21 protein-coding genes are annotated in these 16,631 nt (G+C 39.3%); all 21 read right to left on the reverse strand.

From position 1 onward, the window contains the following. Window positions 1–16: 16 nt before the first annotated feature. Complete coding sequence (gene flhB / locus FLK20_RS09795) at window positions 17–1,096, reverse strand: flagellar biosynthesis protein FlhB (protein ID WP_152656380.1); 1,080 nt, start codon at window positions 1,094–1,096, stop codon at window positions 17–19. Between the two features lies 1 nt (window position 1,097). Further along, window positions 1,098–1,877, reverse strand: coding sequence for a flagellar biosynthetic protein FliR (gene fliR, locus FLK20_RS09800; RefSeq protein ID WP_152656381.1), 780 nt, complete (start codon window positions 1,875–1,877; stop codon window positions 1,098–1,100). Between the two features lie 5 nt (window positions 1,878–1,882). Next, complete coding sequence (gene fliQ, locus FLK20_RS09805) at window positions 1,883–2,152, reverse strand: flagellar biosynthesis protein FliQ (protein ID WP_152656382.1); 270 nt, start codon at window positions 2,150–2,152, stop codon at window positions 1,883–1,885. An 18-nt stretch (window positions 2,153–2,170) separates the two neighbouring features. Then, complete coding sequence (gene fliP / locus FLK20_RS09810) at window positions 2,171–2,836, reverse strand: flagellar type III secretion system pore protein FliP (protein WP_152656383.1); 666 nt, start codon at window positions 2,834–2,836, stop codon at window positions 2,171–2,173. Continuing rightward, window positions 2,829–3,500, reverse strand: coding sequence for a flagellar biosynthetic protein FliO (locus FLK20_RS09815; RefSeq protein ID WP_194165593.1), 672 nt, complete (start codon window positions 3,498–3,500; stop codon window positions 2,829–2,831). Before FLK20_RS09815 ends, fliP begins: the two co-directional genes overlap by 8 nt. Before the next feature lie 33 nt (window positions 3,501–3,533). Then, window positions 3,534–3,896: a response regulator gene (locus tag FLK20_RS09820; RefSeq protein WP_152656385.1), complete on the reverse strand. Its 363-nt coding sequence runs from the start codon at window positions 3,894–3,896 to the stop codon at window positions 3,534–3,536. Between the two features lie 35 nt (window positions 3,897–3,931). Then, window positions 3,932–5,149 carry a flagellar motor switch phosphatase FliY gene (gene fliY, locus FLK20_RS09825; protein WP_152656386.1) on the reverse strand — a complete coding sequence of 406 codons (1,218 nt, stop codon included), beginning with the start codon at window positions 5,147–5,149 and terminating at the stop codon, window positions 3,932–3,934. Then, window positions 5,139–6,131, reverse strand: coding sequence for a flagellar motor switch protein FliM (gene fliM, locus FLK20_RS09830; protein WP_152656387.1), 993 nt, complete (start codon window positions 6,129–6,131; stop codon window positions 5,139–5,141). Before fliM ends, fliY begins: the two co-directional genes overlap by 11 nt. A gap of 37 nt (window positions 6,132–6,168) precedes the next feature. Then, window positions 6,169–6,588 carry a flagellar basal body-associated protein FliL gene (fliL, locus tag FLK20_RS09835; RefSeq protein WP_152656388.1) on the reverse strand — a complete coding sequence of 140 codons (420 nt, stop codon included), beginning with the start codon at window positions 6,586–6,588 and terminating at the stop codon, window positions 6,169–6,171. Then, window positions 6,581–6,799 carry a flagellar FlbD family protein gene (locus tag FLK20_RS09840; protein WP_152656389.1) on the reverse strand — a complete coding sequence of 73 codons (219 nt, stop codon included), beginning with the start codon at window positions 6,797–6,799 and terminating at the stop codon, window positions 6,581–6,583. The genes fliL and FLK20_RS09840 overlap by 8 nt, the downstream gene beginning before the upstream one ends. Before the next feature lie 58 nt (window positions 6,800–6,857). Beyond that, entirely contained in the window at window positions 6,858–7,649 is a 792-nt protein-coding gene (gene flgG / locus FLK20_RS09845) for a flagellar basal body rod protein FlgG (protein WP_152656390.1), read from the reverse strand. An 88-nt stretch (window positions 7,650–7,737) separates the two neighbouring features. After that, on the reverse strand, window positions 7,738–8,103 hold the full coding sequence (locus tag FLK20_RS09850) for a TIGR02530 family flagellar biosynthesis protein (protein WP_152656391.1): 366 nt from the start codon (window positions 8,101–8,103) through the stop codon (window positions 7,738–7,740). Further along, complete coding sequence (flgD, locus tag FLK20_RS09855; RefSeq protein WP_370453182.1) at window positions 8,103–8,615, reverse strand: flagellar hook assembly protein FlgD; 513 nt, start codon at window positions 8,613–8,615, stop codon at window positions 8,103–8,105. The genes FLK20_RS09850 and flgD overlap by 1 nt, the downstream gene beginning before the upstream one ends. Before the next feature lie 49 nt (window positions 8,616–8,664). Continuing rightward, entirely contained in the window at window positions 8,665–10,428 is a 1,764-nt protein-coding gene (locus FLK20_RS09860; protein ID WP_152656392.1) for a flagellar hook-length control protein FliK, read from the reverse strand. A gap of 52 nt (window positions 10,429–10,480) precedes the next feature. Then, complete coding sequence (locus FLK20_RS09865; protein ID WP_194165594.1) at window positions 10,481–11,110, reverse strand: MotE family protein; 630 nt, start codon at window positions 11,108–11,110, stop codon at window positions 10,481–10,483. A 5-nt stretch (window positions 11,111–11,115) separates the two neighbouring features. After that, window positions 11,116–11,562, reverse strand: a complete 447-nt coding sequence (gene fliJ / locus FLK20_RS09870; protein WP_152656394.1) for a flagellar export protein FliJ — start codon at window positions 11,560–11,562, stop codon at window positions 11,116–11,118. A 17-nt stretch (window positions 11,563–11,579) separates the two neighbouring features. Next, the gene (fliI, locus tag FLK20_RS09875) at window positions 11,580–12,890 is read right to left on the reverse strand and encodes a flagellar protein export ATPase FliI (protein WP_152656395.1); all 1,311 of its coding nucleotides are present in this window, start codon (window positions 12,888–12,890) and stop codon (window positions 11,580–11,582) included. Beyond that, on the reverse strand, window positions 12,887–13,624 hold the full coding sequence (gene fliH, locus FLK20_RS09880) for a flagellar assembly protein FliH (RefSeq protein WP_194165595.1): 738 nt from the start codon (window positions 13,622–13,624) through the stop codon (window positions 12,887–12,889). Before fliH ends, fliI begins: the two co-directional genes overlap by 4 nt. Then, a complete protein-coding gene (fliG, locus tag FLK20_RS09885) occupies window positions 13,617–14,627 on the reverse strand; it encodes a flagellar motor switch protein FliG (protein ID WP_152656397.1) in 1,011 nt (336 codons plus the stop codon). The genes fliH and fliG overlap by 8 nt, the downstream gene beginning before the upstream one ends. Before the next feature lie 12 nt (window positions 14,628–14,639). Further along, window positions 14,640–16,244: a flagellar basal-body MS-ring/collar protein FliF gene (fliF, locus tag FLK20_RS09890; RefSeq protein ID WP_152656398.1), complete on the reverse strand. Its 1,605-nt coding sequence runs from the start codon at window positions 16,242–16,244 to the stop codon at window positions 14,640–14,642. 61 nt (window positions 16,245–16,305) lie between these two features. Beyond that, the gene (gene fliE / locus FLK20_RS09895; RefSeq protein WP_152656399.1) at window positions 16,306–16,608 is read right to left on the reverse strand and encodes a flagellar hook-basal body complex protein FliE; all 303 of its coding nucleotides are present in this window, start codon (window positions 16,606–16,608) and stop codon (window positions 16,306–16,308) included. Between the last annotated feature and the right edge of the window lie 23 nt (window positions 16,609–16,631).

Here is a 16,631-nt window from a genome sequence, read left to right on the forward strand (position 1 = left end):
ATTCTCTCCTAACTTCTTACGCTTTTTTCTCCATTTGATAAACATATGCAAGAACCTCCGCAACAGGCTGAAAGTATTCTTCCGGAATAACTTCACCGATTTCTGCTGCCGCGTACAACGCTCTTGCCAGAGAACGATTCTCTACCATTTGTACATGATGTTCTTTTGCAATTTCTTTGATGCGCTGTGCAATATTGTCCGTACCTTTCGCAATAATAAACGGCGCTTCTGCTTTTGCTTCATCATATTTAATGGCAATGGCATAATGTGTCGGGTTTGTAATAATTACATCCGCCCCCGGAACTTCACTCATCATTCTTCTGGTTGCAATTTGTCTTTGTTTTTCTTTCATTTTTGACTTAATTAATGGGTCTCCTTCTACATTTTTATATTCATCTTTAATGTCCTGCTTGGACATACGAATGTTTTTCTCAAAATCATACTTTTGATACATATAATCAAGGACACCTAAAAAAATTAATAAAGCAACAGCAGAAAATGCCATTATTGTTGTAACTTGTGCAAAGAATCCGAGAGCACCTTCTGCATCTAAAAATGCTGTCATCAGCATATCATCTTTATAGATCCAAATAACTGTAAAGGTTACTGCACCAACCAAAGTAATTTTTAATAAAGATTTCAGAAATTCCACTAATGCACGAATGGAAAAGATACGCTTAGCTCCTTTAATCGGATCTATTTTTTTTAAATCAAACTTCAACGGTTCTGTTGAAAATAAAAATTTAACCTGAAGCAGATTTGCTGCTAAACCAGAAATAACAGCAATCAGCATAATCGGGGCAACCATCAGTATAGCTTGAAGGGATGAATCATTAAACATCGTTTGTATCGAATGATTTGTTACGTCCCAATGAATGTATTCCGTAAAGGATTTTTCATAAAAACCTGTCATAAATGTGAGGATATAGCTTCCAAAAACAAATAAGCCAATGAAACAGCCCAGTAGAAGAATTGCTGTATTGATATCCTGACTCTTGGCAACACGTCCTTTTCTGCGTTCATCCTGCCTTTTCTTTGGAGTAGCTTTTTCTGTTTTTTCACCCGCAAAAAATTGTAAGTCTAATGCCAGTTCCACATTAAACACCTCCAAATAAAGCCATTAACTGCTCCATCACGCGATACATTGCCTCAAAAACCGACTGCAATAAACCAATATACAGTGCTAAAAAGACAAGAATTGCTGCAAAGCTAACCAGGATTTTAATTGGTAAGCCAACTACAAATACATTCATCTGTGGAACGGTGCGCGCCACAATTCCTAAAGCTACATCCACTAAAAATAAACAGCCGACAATCGGAATAGCTATTTGAAAAGCAATGAGAAACATCGTATTAAAAGTAGTCAGCACATGTTCTACAATGCTCTCCTCGCCAAATGGAATGAACTGATCCAGTGGAATATACGTGAAGCTGTTCATCATTCCATTTAAAATCATATGATGCCCGTCAACCGATAACAGAAATAACAAGGCAATAATATAAAAATATTGTCCTGTCAGCGGACTTTGTGCACCAGTTTGCGGGTCTACAACATTAGCAATAGCAAATCCCATTTGAAAATCAATAAATCCTCCGGCAACCTGAATAGCTGAAACCAGGATAAAGGCAATGAGCCCAATACAAATCCCAATCAGTGCTTCTTTAAACAGCAGGAATAAATATAAATCATTCAGCACAACATTACTAATATCAACTGTAGATATTAGAATAATTGTCAGAAAAAAACTGATTCCTATTTTAAATTGTATCGGAACAGACCGATAAGAGAATAGAGGCATAATAACAAAGAACGCCAGAATCCGGACAAAGATCAGTATAAACGCAGGAACAAGGTTCCAATTTATCATCTCAATCATCAGAGCTACCCTATGTATTGGTTGATATTCATATATAGATTGGAAGTAAATTCAACAATGGTGGTCAGCATCCATGGTCCAAAGAAGACAAGACCAAGGAACACCGCCAGGATTTTAGGAATAAATGCTAATGTTTGCTCTTGAATTTGGGTTGTTGCCTGAAAAATACTTACAAGTAAACCGACTGCCAAAGCTAGCAGCAATAATGGAACGGTTATTAATAAAATGGTAAAGATCCCCTGTTCCGCCAGGGTTAATACTAATTCACTACTCATTGATTCTACTCCTTCCTTCTAAAAACCACCGAGTAGTGACTGCGTAATCAAATACCAGCCATCCACCAACACAAATAATAATATTTTAAATGGCAATGAAATCATTACCGGTGGCAGCATCATCATCCCCATGGACATCAATATACTTGCAACGGCCATATCAATAATTAAAAACGGAATAAAAATCATAAAGCCCATCTGAAATGCCGTTTTTAATTCACTGATCGCAAAAGCGGGAACTAAGGTAGTTAATGGAATATCCTGCACTGTTTCCGGCGGCTCTGCCTCTGTATAACGCAGAAACAGCTGCAAATCCTTTTGTCTGGTATGCTGTGCCATAAATTCTTTTAATGGAACACTTGCATTTTCATAAGCCTCATCCAACGTAATCTCCTCATCAAAGAGTGGAGATATACCTTGTTCATAGACTTCTGAAAAGGTTGGAGCCATGATAAAGAAGGTCATAAACAGAGCAATACCAATTAATACCTGATTCGGAGGCATCTGCTGCGTTGCTAATGATGTCCGTACAAACGACAAAACAATAATAATCCGTGTAAAGCTCGTCATTAAGATTAAAATTCCTGGAGCTAAGGAAAAAATCGTTAATAATAACAATAGCTTCACAGACGTTGCTATATTTGTTGGATCAGAGCCTGAAAATATATCTATAAATTCATTCATTTACATTGTCCTTATGCTTATTAATAAGTTCTCGGCGATTTTTACGAATCGATTTCAGCTCCTTAGCCAGCAATTGATGAAAAGACTCCTCAGATGATTTCCCTTCCTTATCCTTTTTTTCTTTTGAAAAGATTGATAAAGCATCTGTATCCTTCTCTGCCGATTGGTTCAGCAGCTGATCAATTGTCTCAGGATCATCGATTTCCTGTAACAGCTCCACATTATCTCCAACGCCAATAAGATAATACTTGTTTCCTGCACGGATAATTTGAACCGACTTATTCGCTCCAACAGATACTCCACCTATATTACGGAGGAGACCCGGCTGCTGGTTAAATCCATTTCGTTTACCTAAAAACTTCAATACAATATAAACTAAACCCAGTACCAAAGCCAAACCAACAATTAAGCGAATAATTTGCCAGCCTATGGATGAACTGGAAGAATCATCCTCCACCAAAAAACCACTATCGTTATTCAGAATGGTATCTTGATCATTTACATCCGGCTGTTCATTCTCTATATTTACTTCTTCTTCGTTACACTCCTCATTATTTTCAAGGCAGTCTAACACATTTGCTTCTGCACCTGCACTGATTGGGAGCAGCAAAAAGAGTAGTATTCCTGCCCCCAACACGTATAAGCGCCATAATTGCTTCTTCAAACTCGTCAACTCACTTTTTAAATGGCAGATTACTTAGCCGAGTGCTTTTTGAATCGCTTCGATAACACGATCCGCCTGGAATGGTTTAACAATAAAATCCTTTGCTCCTGCCTGAATAGCATCAATAACCATTGCCTGCTGGCCCATAGCTGAACACATAATGACCTTTGCATCTGGATTAACCTGGAGAATTTCTTTTAAAGCTGCTAATCCATCTTTTTCCGGCATTGTAATATCCATTGTCACCAAATCAGGCTGAAGCTCTTTATATTTTTCAACAGCTTCATTGCCGTCCTGTGCTTCCCCAACGACTTCCAAATCATTTTTTGTTAAAATATCCTTAATCATCATTCGCATGAATGCTGCATCATCTACTATTAAAATCTTTTTACTCATTTTTTCTCTCCTCCAATATACATCATTATACAAATCTATTTTCTTAAATGCTGAATTCGATCAGATTGACTGACAATATCTGTTACGCGGACACCAAAATTTTCGTCAATAACAACAACTTCTCCTTCAGCAACCAATTTTTCATTTACAAGAATATCTACAGGTTCTCCAGCCAGCTTGTCTAATTCAATAATAGATCCTGCTCCCAGCTCTAAAATCTCCTTAATAGACTGCTTTGTTCTCCCCAGCTCCACAGTAACTCTTAAAGGAATATCCATTAACATATCCAAATTCCGTTGTCCTTGGTGATTCAACGGAGCCTGTTCAAAATCTGAAAATGCGGCTTCCTGTACATCGGCTGCTTGCGAGCTTGTTCTGCCTAATATATCATCATTTTTTTGATTTGTTGTTCTTGTATTGCCAGCAGCCTGACTGACAGGTCGTTCCTGTTCGGGTTGTTTATCTTCAGATACCAGTGCTGAAGTAACGCCGGGATCTGTATTTACACTTGCAGCAGCCTGACTTTCTGCTGTTTCTGGTTTCTCCTGGGCAGAGGACTGCTCTTCTGCGCCAGCCGGATTCATTAATTGCTGTACTAACTCTTTAGCAAAATCTAACGGGACAAGCTGTACCATATTGGAATCTATTAAATCACCGACCATTAACCTGAAAAATACTTTGACATAAACCTCTTCTTTGAACAAACCTTCTTTTTTCTCATTTCCAAGTCCGTGAAGAATCTCAGGAGGGGAAATATCTATTTTCTTATTAAATACAGTGGACATACTTGTAGCAGCTGCACCCATCATCTGATTCATGGCTTCCTGAACTGCACTGAGATGCATTTCGTTCAGCTCCTCGTCCGGGTTCGTTCCATCACCGCCAAGCATAATATCTGCAATCACTGCTGCATCCTCTGCTTTAATGAAAAAAACATTATTGCCAGTAAAGCCCTCTATGTAATTAACTTGAACACTGACAGGTTTAAAGGTAACTTCCTCTTCCAATTCCTCTTTTCCAATTGTCGTGACAGCTGGTGTTGTTATTTCCACCTTTTGATTTAAAAGTGTAGACAACGTGGTAGCAGAGCTTCCAAAGGAAATATTACCAATTTCTCCTAAAGCATCCTTTTCTATATTCGTTAAAAACGCTTTGTCTTCTGTATGCTCCTGCTGATCATCACCCTCGTTACCCTCAGGCACCTTAAGCAGAGCATCTATTTCTTCTTGCGACAGCTTGCCGTCATTCATCATTTTCCATCACCCCATTCAATTCCCCTAATACTTGCACAGACATCTTATGCCGATACTTCCCCGGCTGTACAAGAAACTTAAATTCATCGTTTACAGCCATCTTTAATGGTGAGTCAATCGATTGATCCAATGCAATCACATCACCAACAGAAAACTTCAAAAATTCATCAATATTAATAGATGCTTCTCCCAGAATGGTTTTTACTTCTACATCTGTATTTTGAAGATACTTCGACATTCTTTGTATACTTTTTTCATCTTTATTTTTATTCGTCTGCATCCAATAGCTTGCAGAGAGCTTTGGTATGATTGGCTCTAAAATAATGTGTGGAATACATATATTAATCATACCGGAAACTTCTCCAATCATTGCTGATAAAGAAACAACAACGACAGTTTCCGTCGGTGCAACGATTTGTATGAATTGGGGATTCTCTTCAAATTCTTCCAATACAGGTTCAATATCCGCAACAGATGACCAAGCTTCTTTTAAATTTACTTCTGCCTTCTCAAACAATTGTGTAAGCAAAATCTTTTCAATTTCGGTCAGACTGCTTGTTTTTGAACCAGTAGAACCTTTCCCGCCAAGCAGCCGCTCTAATAATGCAAATGCAACATTAGGATTGACTTCCATGATTAAATTGCCATCCAGCGGCTCTAAGCTATAAATGTTAAGTACTGTCGGTTTCGGTACAGACCGGATAAATTCCTCATAAGGTACTTGATCAACAGAGGTAACATTAATATTCACATATGTCCTGAGCTGTGTAGCAAAAAAAGTTGTCAGCAATCTCGCATAATTCTCATGAAGTCTTGAAATACTGCGTATCTGATCTTTTGAAAAACGTAATGCTCTCTTAAAATCATAAACGCGTATACGTTTTTCATCTTCTTCCTTTTTCAACTCTTCTGCATCCATTTCTCCTGATGTTATCGCTGAAAGCAAGGCATCTATTTCATTTTGTGATAATACCTCATCCATAAAAATTGGTCACCTCCTACTCCTGGCACGATTCAACCTATTGAAGTATCTTCTTAATGGTGTATACTTCGGTAACCGTTCCTTCTGTCATCATCTCATTTAAATTTGTCTTCAGTGTATCCTCCAGCTCATCAAGACCTGTTTGAAAATCATCAACTTCCATGACAGCCAATTCTTTAATTAATAAATTAGTAATCTGAAAATCTCGTTTTTCCAGCTCTTCCATTGCTTTATCATCATCTGTAATGACTTGAAATTGTACCTGAACGTACCTGTTATCCTTTATATCTGTTGTCACCTCTGCTGTTTCAAAGGAGTGACTGATCATGTCATCAATCGTTTGTTCTCCAGATGTTTCTTCCGGTTCATTGATATAGATGACAACAATAAATGCTGCTACAGCTCCAACAAGTAAGGTAATGATAGATGTGACAGCTATTTTTAGAATTTTACTCATTTTTCTCACCTGCCTTTAATGGGAGTACGGGAAATCCAATCTGGTGATAAAAGGCTGTTACCTTTTCAATAATTTCTTCTTCACTTTCTTTGACAAATACCTTTTTCCCATTTAATAAAGAAACACTCGTATCTGCATGAGCCTGGACCTGCTCAATCATGATAGCATTAAGTACAAAAGATTCGTTATTTAATCGGGTCAGTCGGATCATAAGTTACCGGAGCCAGCCTGCATAAATTACATGCCGGTCAGCCCCTTCCCTCCCTTGCTTATCGTTTTAGATTAACAAGCTCTTGTAAAATTTCATCAGATGTTGTAATGATTCTTGTATTCGCCTGGAATGAACGCTGCGCTGTAATCATTTCGGTGAATTCTTCGGATAAGTCAACGTTGGACATTTCTAACATACCGCCAATGATTTCTCCAGTTCCATTTTCTCCTGGAACATCCGCAGCAACAAAACCAGCATTATCTGTATTTGCGTATAAGCTGTTCCCAACCTTTTCTAAACCACCCGGATTAGAAAACTTCGCTAATACAATCCGTCCTGCTTCTTGCGCTTCACCATCAGCATCAATATAAGTAACCGTTCCATCTGGCTGCACACCAAAGCTCTGAGCCTCTCCTGGAATATTAATATTACCATTTTCACCCTGTAAGTAATATCCATTAGAATTTACGATATCTCCATTATCATCTAAGAAAAAGTTACCAGCACGTGTATAATAATTTGTATTATTCTCTCCTTGTACAACAAACATCCCATCACCTTTTATTGCAAAATCTAATGGATTATTTGTAGTTTGCGTAAAGCCTGCGGTATGAATGTTTGAAATCGCTCCTTGCTGCGATCCAAGACCAACTTGAGAAGCATTTATTCCACCACGACCATTTCCTGCACCTTGTGCGTTTGATGTTGTCTGACTTAACATATCCTGAAAAGTGATATTTGCTTTTTTATAGCCTGTTGTATTAACGTTAGCAATATTATTCCCGATAACATCCAGTTTTGTTTGTGAATTTTTCATTCCTGAAATACCTGCATACATTGAACGTAACATGATTTTTTCCCCTTTTTCCTTTTTATTTGACCGCTTCTGTCATTCCACGGCTATAGGCTTCCCTTAAAAGGGTCCAGCCTGTTTGAAATTATAATAAAATTGTTCCATCAATATTTGTAAACACTTTATTGTCTGCTTCGGTCTGATGTAAAGCAGTAATAACTGTATTATTTTTCACGCTTACTACCATTGCATTCCCGCTGGCAACAACTAATGCCTCCGTAACACCCTTTTGCTTAGCCTCTGTCACTTTTTCCTGAATCGACTGCCATTCTTGATTGGTAAACTGAATATTACGCTGTTTCATGCGGTCTGCTGCATGCTTGCTGATAATCAGTGACTGCTGTTGATTTAAAATATCTTTAAAGGATGATTTCCCTTTTTCTGTACTTGTTTGCTGAATATATTGCTCTTTAGATATAGCTGGGACGATTGGTTGAATTGGACGTACCATTATTCTTCTCCTTCCTCATTTTCAGAAGGGTCTGTTGCTTCATTTTCTGAATCGTTATCTGCTGCTTCTCCTTTAATCCCTACTTCAATTACTGTATCAGCATAGATTTTTTCACCATTCTCCAGATGGAGAACAGCCCATCCTTCCTGCTGCGATACAGACACAACTTTACTGGTTTCAGTGCCTGTTTCTCTTCCTGTTTCATCATCAAATGTTCTATAGCTCACTGTCTCTCCAATCATATGACTATATTGAATAGCTGGTGAGACAAGCTGATTATTCACCAGGAGCTCCATTGATTTGGACATATTCATCATTTGCTCCAAGGAAGAAAAACTTGCCATTTGTGCAATAAATTCTGATTCATCCATGGTATTCATCGGATTTTGGTTTTGCATTTGCGCAACCAATAATTTTAAAAATTCGTCTTTTCCCAGTTCCGTAGAAGGGGCTCTTTCTTTTGGCTGATTACTTAAATATAAAGATGAGTCTATCGAAGTGATTGTTGTCACCGCCTTTCAAAACCTCCTGGATAAGCTTTTTACGCAGCTTCATCCCTGATTAAATTTGTTCCTCTATATTTTGAGAAAGTAATTTCTCCATAAACGATTCAAATGACTCCGCTTCAGCGGATTGCTCCTGTTCATTTGAATCAGCAGATGTCCCTTGCTGCTCCGTTTGCTGCTGCTCATTTTGATTTTCTTTCGAGCTTTTCGATGCATCTGTTTGGGAGACAGTCAAATTATCTTGTCTTTCAATCGTTACCTGATGCGGTGAAAACACATTCCGCAGCTGATGCAGATTAGATTCCAATACTTCCTTCACGGCTTTAGAAGAAACAAGCATCTGAACTGTCAGCTCTCCATTTGCCTGAACAAAACGAATCGTCATATCTCCTAAATTATCAGGCCTTAAATGAATCAATATTGGGTTTTGCCCCCGTACAAAGTTTTGCAGACGTTGATTTTGAACAATTGTTTCAATTTTATCAATCAGCTCTTTACCTGATAAAGTCTTTGAAGCATCCGTTTCTCCCATATGAACAATAAATTGCTCTACTCTGGAGAGAGGGAGATTGTCTTGCTTAAATACTGCAGGTGATGCACCTTGAAAAGAAGTTTGCAGCCATGCTGCCAATTTAGGCTCGATGCGTGCAGTAACTTCGGACACTTGCTTTGCTGAATGATTTTTTTCTGCTTGACCAGCTGCATTGACATCACTATTCTGCTTCATAACCCCTGAGGATACTTCTTTAAAAATGGATTGCAGCCAGGATGCTACCCTAGCTTCCGCCCGCTGTAATCCTTCTGTATCTAGTGTAGATGCTTGCTGCGACTGCAGTTTTGCTTCCGTAGATAAATATAGCCCCTGCAATTGTTTTACTGCCTGTTCAACAACGGCAGCATCCGCTTTTTGCATGTGCTGTTGAATGGCGTGTATGAATTGTTGTAACCTAGTACTTGCTTGCCCATCAGCCCGACTCCAATCCCCTCGTATATCATTCAACAATTTTTTATCTATTAAATCGCCCTCTGCCAATAGATCGGTTATCTGATTTACTATTTGCTCTACAGCAGCAGAATCAGCTCTTCGCATTAACTGATTTAAATTCAGCAAAACCTTGTTTATTTCTAATGCTTTAAAGCCTGTAACGTCATTCGTTTGGCCTTCTAACAGATTTGCATCCAGCAGCTGATATGCAATTTGGTTTATTGCCTGACCAAACATGGATGAATCTGTTTTTTGTATTTGCTGATAAATATCATCCAGCACTTCCTGTTTATCCATCTCCGGATTTTCCTCGAAAAACTGATTCCAGGACTGTAATAAATTCGTTAACATCCCGGCTGTCTTATCTATGTCTGCTGCTTTTTCAATACCTTGTAATAGCTTTACTATTTGGTTATAAACATCTATGGCCGCTTGTAGATTTGCTTTCATTTCCGCCGCCAGCTCCAGCTGGTCCAGCGAGGATAGACGCTGACTAAACAGGTTCTCTAGCATGACCTTCTGCTGCTCATCCTTTTCTCCGGCCGAAACTTTCTGCTGAGCAGAGAGGCTTTGCATGACTAAGGCAGCCATTTCTTCCTGCAAAACAGGATTATCCTTCAAAATAGCAAGTACTTCATCCGGCAGTAATTCTTCCAGATTTTCATATGTATCTGTAAGCTGCCGCGACTGTTCTGTTTGATTATGAAGTTCAGGCAAGGGGTTCTTTTTCTGTAATAACAAATCTCCAAAGCTTGTACCTTGCTTTGTTTTTATTTGTGCATCCGTCTGCTGAGGAAAGATAAGATCAGCTATATTTAACATGATCGTGTTCATTTTTCCACCTCCTTTCAAAGTATTTTTTATGTGTAAAATTCCTTTCCGGGAATTACTCCATTAACATTTGTGTATAGGTTGTCGCTGCCTCAACGTTCATCTGCTGTAAAATATCACCGCGATCACCTGTTGACATTTCTTCTAAAATCGTTATAGCTAAATCATCTTCCAGATTTTCCAGAATAGCTGCAGCTTCCTTACTTTTCATACTTTCTAACGTTCTTGTCATCGAGCTTTTTTCAGAAACCGCCCCTGCTTCTGTTTGTGACTGCTCTTCCTGCTGTTCACTGCTGCCTTCTGCTTCATCAACGTTTTCCATTTCATCTAATTCATCCTGCAAGCTGTTAATCTGACTCTCTAAATCAGCAATTGTTTCCTCCAGCTCTTGAATCTGTTCATCTTTATTATCAATGATGTCATTTCTGCTTTCCAATTGATTTTGCAAAGCCCGCAAGTCATTTGCAGTACCTATCTCCTCATCATCCATCAACATTTCTCCAACAACAGGGAGGGATTTCCCTTGTTCCTTCAACCAATCCAATGTATTAAATCCAGCAATATGTAAAACAAAAACACCAATAACAGCCAGGATGAAAAGTGGCATAGCTATTAAAAACAGCTTTAAAAAGATACCGCCTGAAGATTTTTTAACTTCCGTTCCATTTTGTTTTTTATTTTTCATCATTTTCACCTTTGATTTTGTCTCATATATTGCTGCATGGACATCTCATCCATAAAATCAGCTTCCTGTTTTCTTATGACTGCTTGTGCTTTTTCTCTTTTTAAATCAATGATCCTGTCATATTTTTTAAACTCCATGTAAGCTTCAGATAATTTTGTTTGCTTCGAATTCATATCATTTCTCGCTCTTTGCACTAAAACCTGTACGGTTTGAATTTGGTTTGTCAATTTTTCAATATAAGCAGACTGCTCTTTTATTCTCTCAATCGACGTAGACGCTTGAATGGCATTTTCAAAGGAATTTTCTGCTATTTCCTTTTTCTTCAATAAATTATAAAGCTCTTTTGCAATCCTCTCGAACGTTTCCTGCGATTCTGCGTAAGCCTTTTGCGCTACTTGTCTCTCATTATCATGCATATCCCTTATTTTCGTTAAACCGGATATCTTAGCCATTTAATAAACCAACTCCTTTATTCAACCAGGTTTTTCATCATCTGTATGGTTTCTGCAAGACTTACCTGCTCGTAGACCCCTTGCTTTAAAAAAGAAACAATATGTGGATATGATGCAACAGCCAAGTCAATTTCGGAACTTGCTCCTTTTTTATATGCACCGATCGAGATTAACTCGTTATTTTCTTCGTATGTCGAAAGAAGCGCCCTCAATCTTGCAGCAATCTGCTGGTGCTCATCTGTTGCAATAACATTCATCACTCTGCTAATGGACTTGAGAATATTGATTGCGGGGTACTGCCCCCTCTCTGCAATTTTACGGTCCAAAACAATATGACCATCTAATATACCTCTTACCGCATCAGCAATCGGCTCATTCATATCATCACCGTCAACAAGCACGGTATAAAAACCTGTTATCGAACCATTTTCATCTGTCCCGGCCCGCTCTAAAAGCTTTGGTAATATGGAGAACACACTTGGCGTATATCCTTTTGTCGTTGGCGGTTCTCCAACAGCCAGCCCAATTTCCCTTTGTGCCATTGCCACACGTGTAACAGAATCCATCATTAGGTTCACATTTAAGCCCTGCTCCCTGAAATATTCACTGATCGCAGTCGCTGTGTAAGCTCCACGAATCCGCATCAGTGCAGGCTGATCAGAGGTAGCTGCAACAATTATGGACTTTTTCAGCCCTTCTTCTCCTAAATCATGCTCAATAAATTCCCTAACCTCTCTGCCCCGCTCTCCAATGAGAGCAATAACATTCACATCGGCATTACTGTTCCTTGCAATCATTCCCAGCAATGTACTTTTACCGACACCACTTCCTGCAAATAAACCTACACGCTGCCCGATTCCCATTGACAAAAAGCCATCAATCGCCCGAACACCAACCTGTAACGGCTCCCTGATTGTCGGACGGGCAAGCGGATTAGGCGGCTTTCGCTCTGTCTGATAACCTGTTAAGCCCTTAGGGAGAGATACAGTGTTTAAAAGCGGTTTTCCTAAAGGGTCCAGCACTTTGCCTATTAAACTCCGGCCAACCTTTACTTTTAATGGGTTTCCTGTTGCTTCTACCAAACAGCCTGACCCGACTTCATTCACTTCCCGATAAGGCATTAAAATTATTTTTTCATTCTGAAACCCGACAACTTCCGCTAAGATAGAATCACCCTTATCAGAGCTTGTATGAATGTAACAAACCTCACCGATATTTGCAGCCGGACCTTCCGACTCAATCATCAAGCCTACAACACGAATCACTTTTCCAAACCGTTTGTATGGAACTGTTTTTTCAATGACTGCAATCAACGCTTCTGTGTTCATTGCACATCCTCCATCACATAATCTATTAATGCTTCCCGGATTTTTTCCAGCTGTGTGTTCACACTTGTTTCTATCTGACCATGTGGATACTGGATCATACAATCTGTTGGTTGAAGGCTCGTATCAGCATGAATAGAAAGCTTCGTTTCATCCCCGACTAAACGCTGCAGTTCTCCCTGATAAGAATGAACTTCCTCATAATAATCCGGGTGGATAACAATGACAATCACCGGTTGATATCTGACTTCATCAAGTGCTTCTTTTATCAAGGACCTGATATAATCCGGCTGCCCCTTCAGCTCATGATGCAAAACTTTATTTGCTACTGCCATGGATATCTCCACAATACTTTCCGCTTGTTTTTCCAGTGCCTGATGGTAATCCTCTTTCGCTATATCAACGATATGATTTGCTTCCTGTAGTTTGTGTTCAAACTGCGTGTAAGCTTCTTGCTTTCCATCCTCATACCCCTGTTGAAATCCCTGCTGCCGGGCTTGCTTTATTAATTCCTGCTTTTCTGTTTCCCACCTGTTTCGTGCTTCTTCTATCTGATGATCAGATTCCTCTATCCGTTTTTTTTGCTGTTCTTCTATGGAAGCCAGCTCTTGCTTTTGCAGGGAAATTGTCTCCGTTAATTGCTGATGTACTTCTGTTGCATCCTCCGCAGATGTAATTGCCGGAGGAATGATAGATTCAATTGGCTTAATCGATATTTGTTTCTTTAAATTAGACAATAATATCGTCTCCCCCGCCACGTGCCACAACGATTTCACCTTTTTCTTCCAGTCCGCGTATGACATTGACAATTCTTGTTTGTGCTTCTTCTACATCTGCTAATCGTACTGGTCCCATAAATTCCATTTCTTCTTTAAAGGTTGTTACCATTCGTTCGGACATGTTTTGGAATACAATCTCTTTCACTTCGTCGCTCGCTACTTTGAGAGACAGTCGCAGGTCATCATTGTCAACTTCTCTTATCACACGCTGAATAGCACGATTATCCAATGTAACAATATCTTCAAATACAAACATTCTTTTCTTAATTTCTTCTGCCAGATCAGGATCCTTAGACTCTAAAGCTTCTAAAATGGTTCTCTCCGTGGAACGATCGACACCATTCAATACTTCTACCACCGTTTGTATACCGCCTGTTTGTGTATAATCTTCTGTCATAGAAGAAGATATATTTTTTTCAAGCACCTGCTCTATTTGACTGATAATCTCCGGTGAGGTTGAATCCATTGTAGCAATTCTGCGGGCTACATCAGCCTGTATATCTTTGGACAAAGCAGAAAGTATTTGGCCGCTCTGTTCTGCATCCAGATAAGAAAGAATAAGTGCAATCGTTTGTGGATGCTCTCCCTGAATATAATTCAAAACCTGTTGTGGATCTGCCTTTCTTGCAAAATCAAATGGTCTTACCTGTAAGGAAGAGGTTAACCGGTTAATAATACTGGATGCCTCTTCCTTCCCAAATGCTTTTTCTAAGACCGTTTTGGCATATCCTATCCCACCTTGGGAGATATAATCTTGTGCAACCGCAATCTGGTGAAATTGGTCCAATACTTCTTCTTTTAGTGCTGAATCTACTTTTTTAACAGAAGAAATATCCAAGCTCAGCTTTTCAATTTCTTCTTCTGATAAATACTTATACACTTGCGCTGATACATCCGGGCCTAATGAGATTAAAAGAATGGCTGCTTTTTGTCTTCCTGTCAGTGTATTTTTTCTTGCCATAAATAAAACCTCCTAATCTTCATTTATCCAGCTGCGTAATAATTTTGCAAACTCTTCCGGTTTATCACTTGCAATTTTCTCAAGCTGCTTTCTTCTGACCATTTCCTCTGATTCTTCCGCAGAAAGCTCAGGAATAATCGGCTCTTCATGTGCCGTAACGGATACCGCTTCTTCCTGCACCTCTTCTTCCATCCACTCTTCCTCTGTACGGTTTCTTCGGAGCATAACGATTAAAACAATTACCGCAATTAATAATACCCCGCCAGCAATATAAACCCATAAAGGAATTCCTGCTCCTGCCGGCTCTTCCTGCCCACCTGCAGAAGTGCTGAATTCTTGAAAAACAATGGATGTATTTGCCGCCGTTTCTTCATCCTGCAGCTCACCATCAACCGATGTTTCTATGATAGAATTCAGGATCGATTCAATACCTTCTTCAACATCTGTCTGTTCCTGCTGGTTTAAAAATTCTATTTCTCCATCTGCACCCTGTCTTGCGCTATTTACTGCTACTTGTATACCAAGGTCTCTGACCTGATAGGGGCTTTCTACAATCTCACGACGAATACGATTAAACTCATAATTAATGGTTTCTCTATCTAATTCATATTCCCCATTATCCCCTTCGCCGGCAGGAAAGTTAGCAATATCTTCTTCTCCTGCGCCCACAACACCGTCCGGATCTCCCTGACCTGTATAAGATTCCTGAATCGTCTCCAGGCTAACCGGTATACCTTCCATTGCTTCTAAATCGACAGGCTCTACTAAATCCTCTGTACGGTTTTCTTGGGAAAAATCAATATCTGCAGTAACGGAAACGACAATATTTTCATTTCCTACCATCGTTCCGAGCATTTGCTGTAATCTGCGTTGTATGTCTCTCTCTACATCTCTTTTAATAGATTGCTGATTCGAATATGTATCCTGACCTCCGGCAAATTGCGTATCCCGATCATAATATTCAAAGTACTGGTTCATAATAATAATATCTTCAGGATCTAAATTAGGAATCGCCTTCGAGACAAGATGATAGAGGCCTTCTACCTGATTCCCTTCAAATTGATATCCCGGCTGCGTATGTAACATGATGGCAACACTTGCTTCACCTGCTTGTTCATCAGCAAACACAGGCTGTTCCGGCATATTTATCATGACATTTGCATCGTGAATGCCCTCAATTCCCGAAATCAAATTTCCAAGCTCTGTTTGCATCGCATCTAATTTCATAACGCTGAATTCATTCTCGGTAATACCCCAGGAAGCATTTTCGCTAAAAAAAGAATAATCAATACTCCCGCTGCTTGGAAGCCCCATCGAAGCGAATTCCAATAATAACGAATCAACCTGTCCTTCAGGAACCAGAATGGAGGTTCCGCCATTTTCAAGCTCATAGGGAACAGATCTCGCATCTAATTCCGTTGTAATTTGACCGGCTTCCTGCAAGGATAAATTATTATACAAAGGAACATTATTTGTACTTGAGCTAAAGTAAATCACCGCGGCAATTATCATAACGGCTAAAGCTGCACTGCCAATTATCGTTCCTTTCTGCCCCTTGGATCTGGACTGCCAAAAAGTAACAGCAGATTCTCTCCATTTTTGTAATTTCTCGTTCATATACACTACCCTCACTAAGTTCAAAACTAATATCTATGTTCTGCCTATCTGCTAAATGTCCTTACACCTGCATCCGCATAATTTCATTATACGCATCAATTACTTTACGCTGTACCTGCACACCTGTTTCCAATGTAATACTTGCTTTCTGAGCTGTAATCATTACATCGTGAAGGTTTTCTATACTGCCGTTTGCCAGTCCTTCTGTTTTCTGATCTGATTCTAACTGAATATGATTTAAATCCTCTATAGCGTTTTGTAACAATGAAGAGAAATTATTCTGTGCCTGACTTGGAGTTAAACGCGAAGATTGTCCCTCATCAACTTGGTTTACCGGAGGGAGATAGGTTCCAATTGTATTCATTCCGTTCTGCCACCTTTATCTTT

This window comes from Oceanobacillus sp. CFH 90083 (assembly GCF_009389585.1).
Lineage (GTDB): Bacteria > Bacillota > Bacilli > Bacillales > Amphibacillaceae > Oceanobacillus.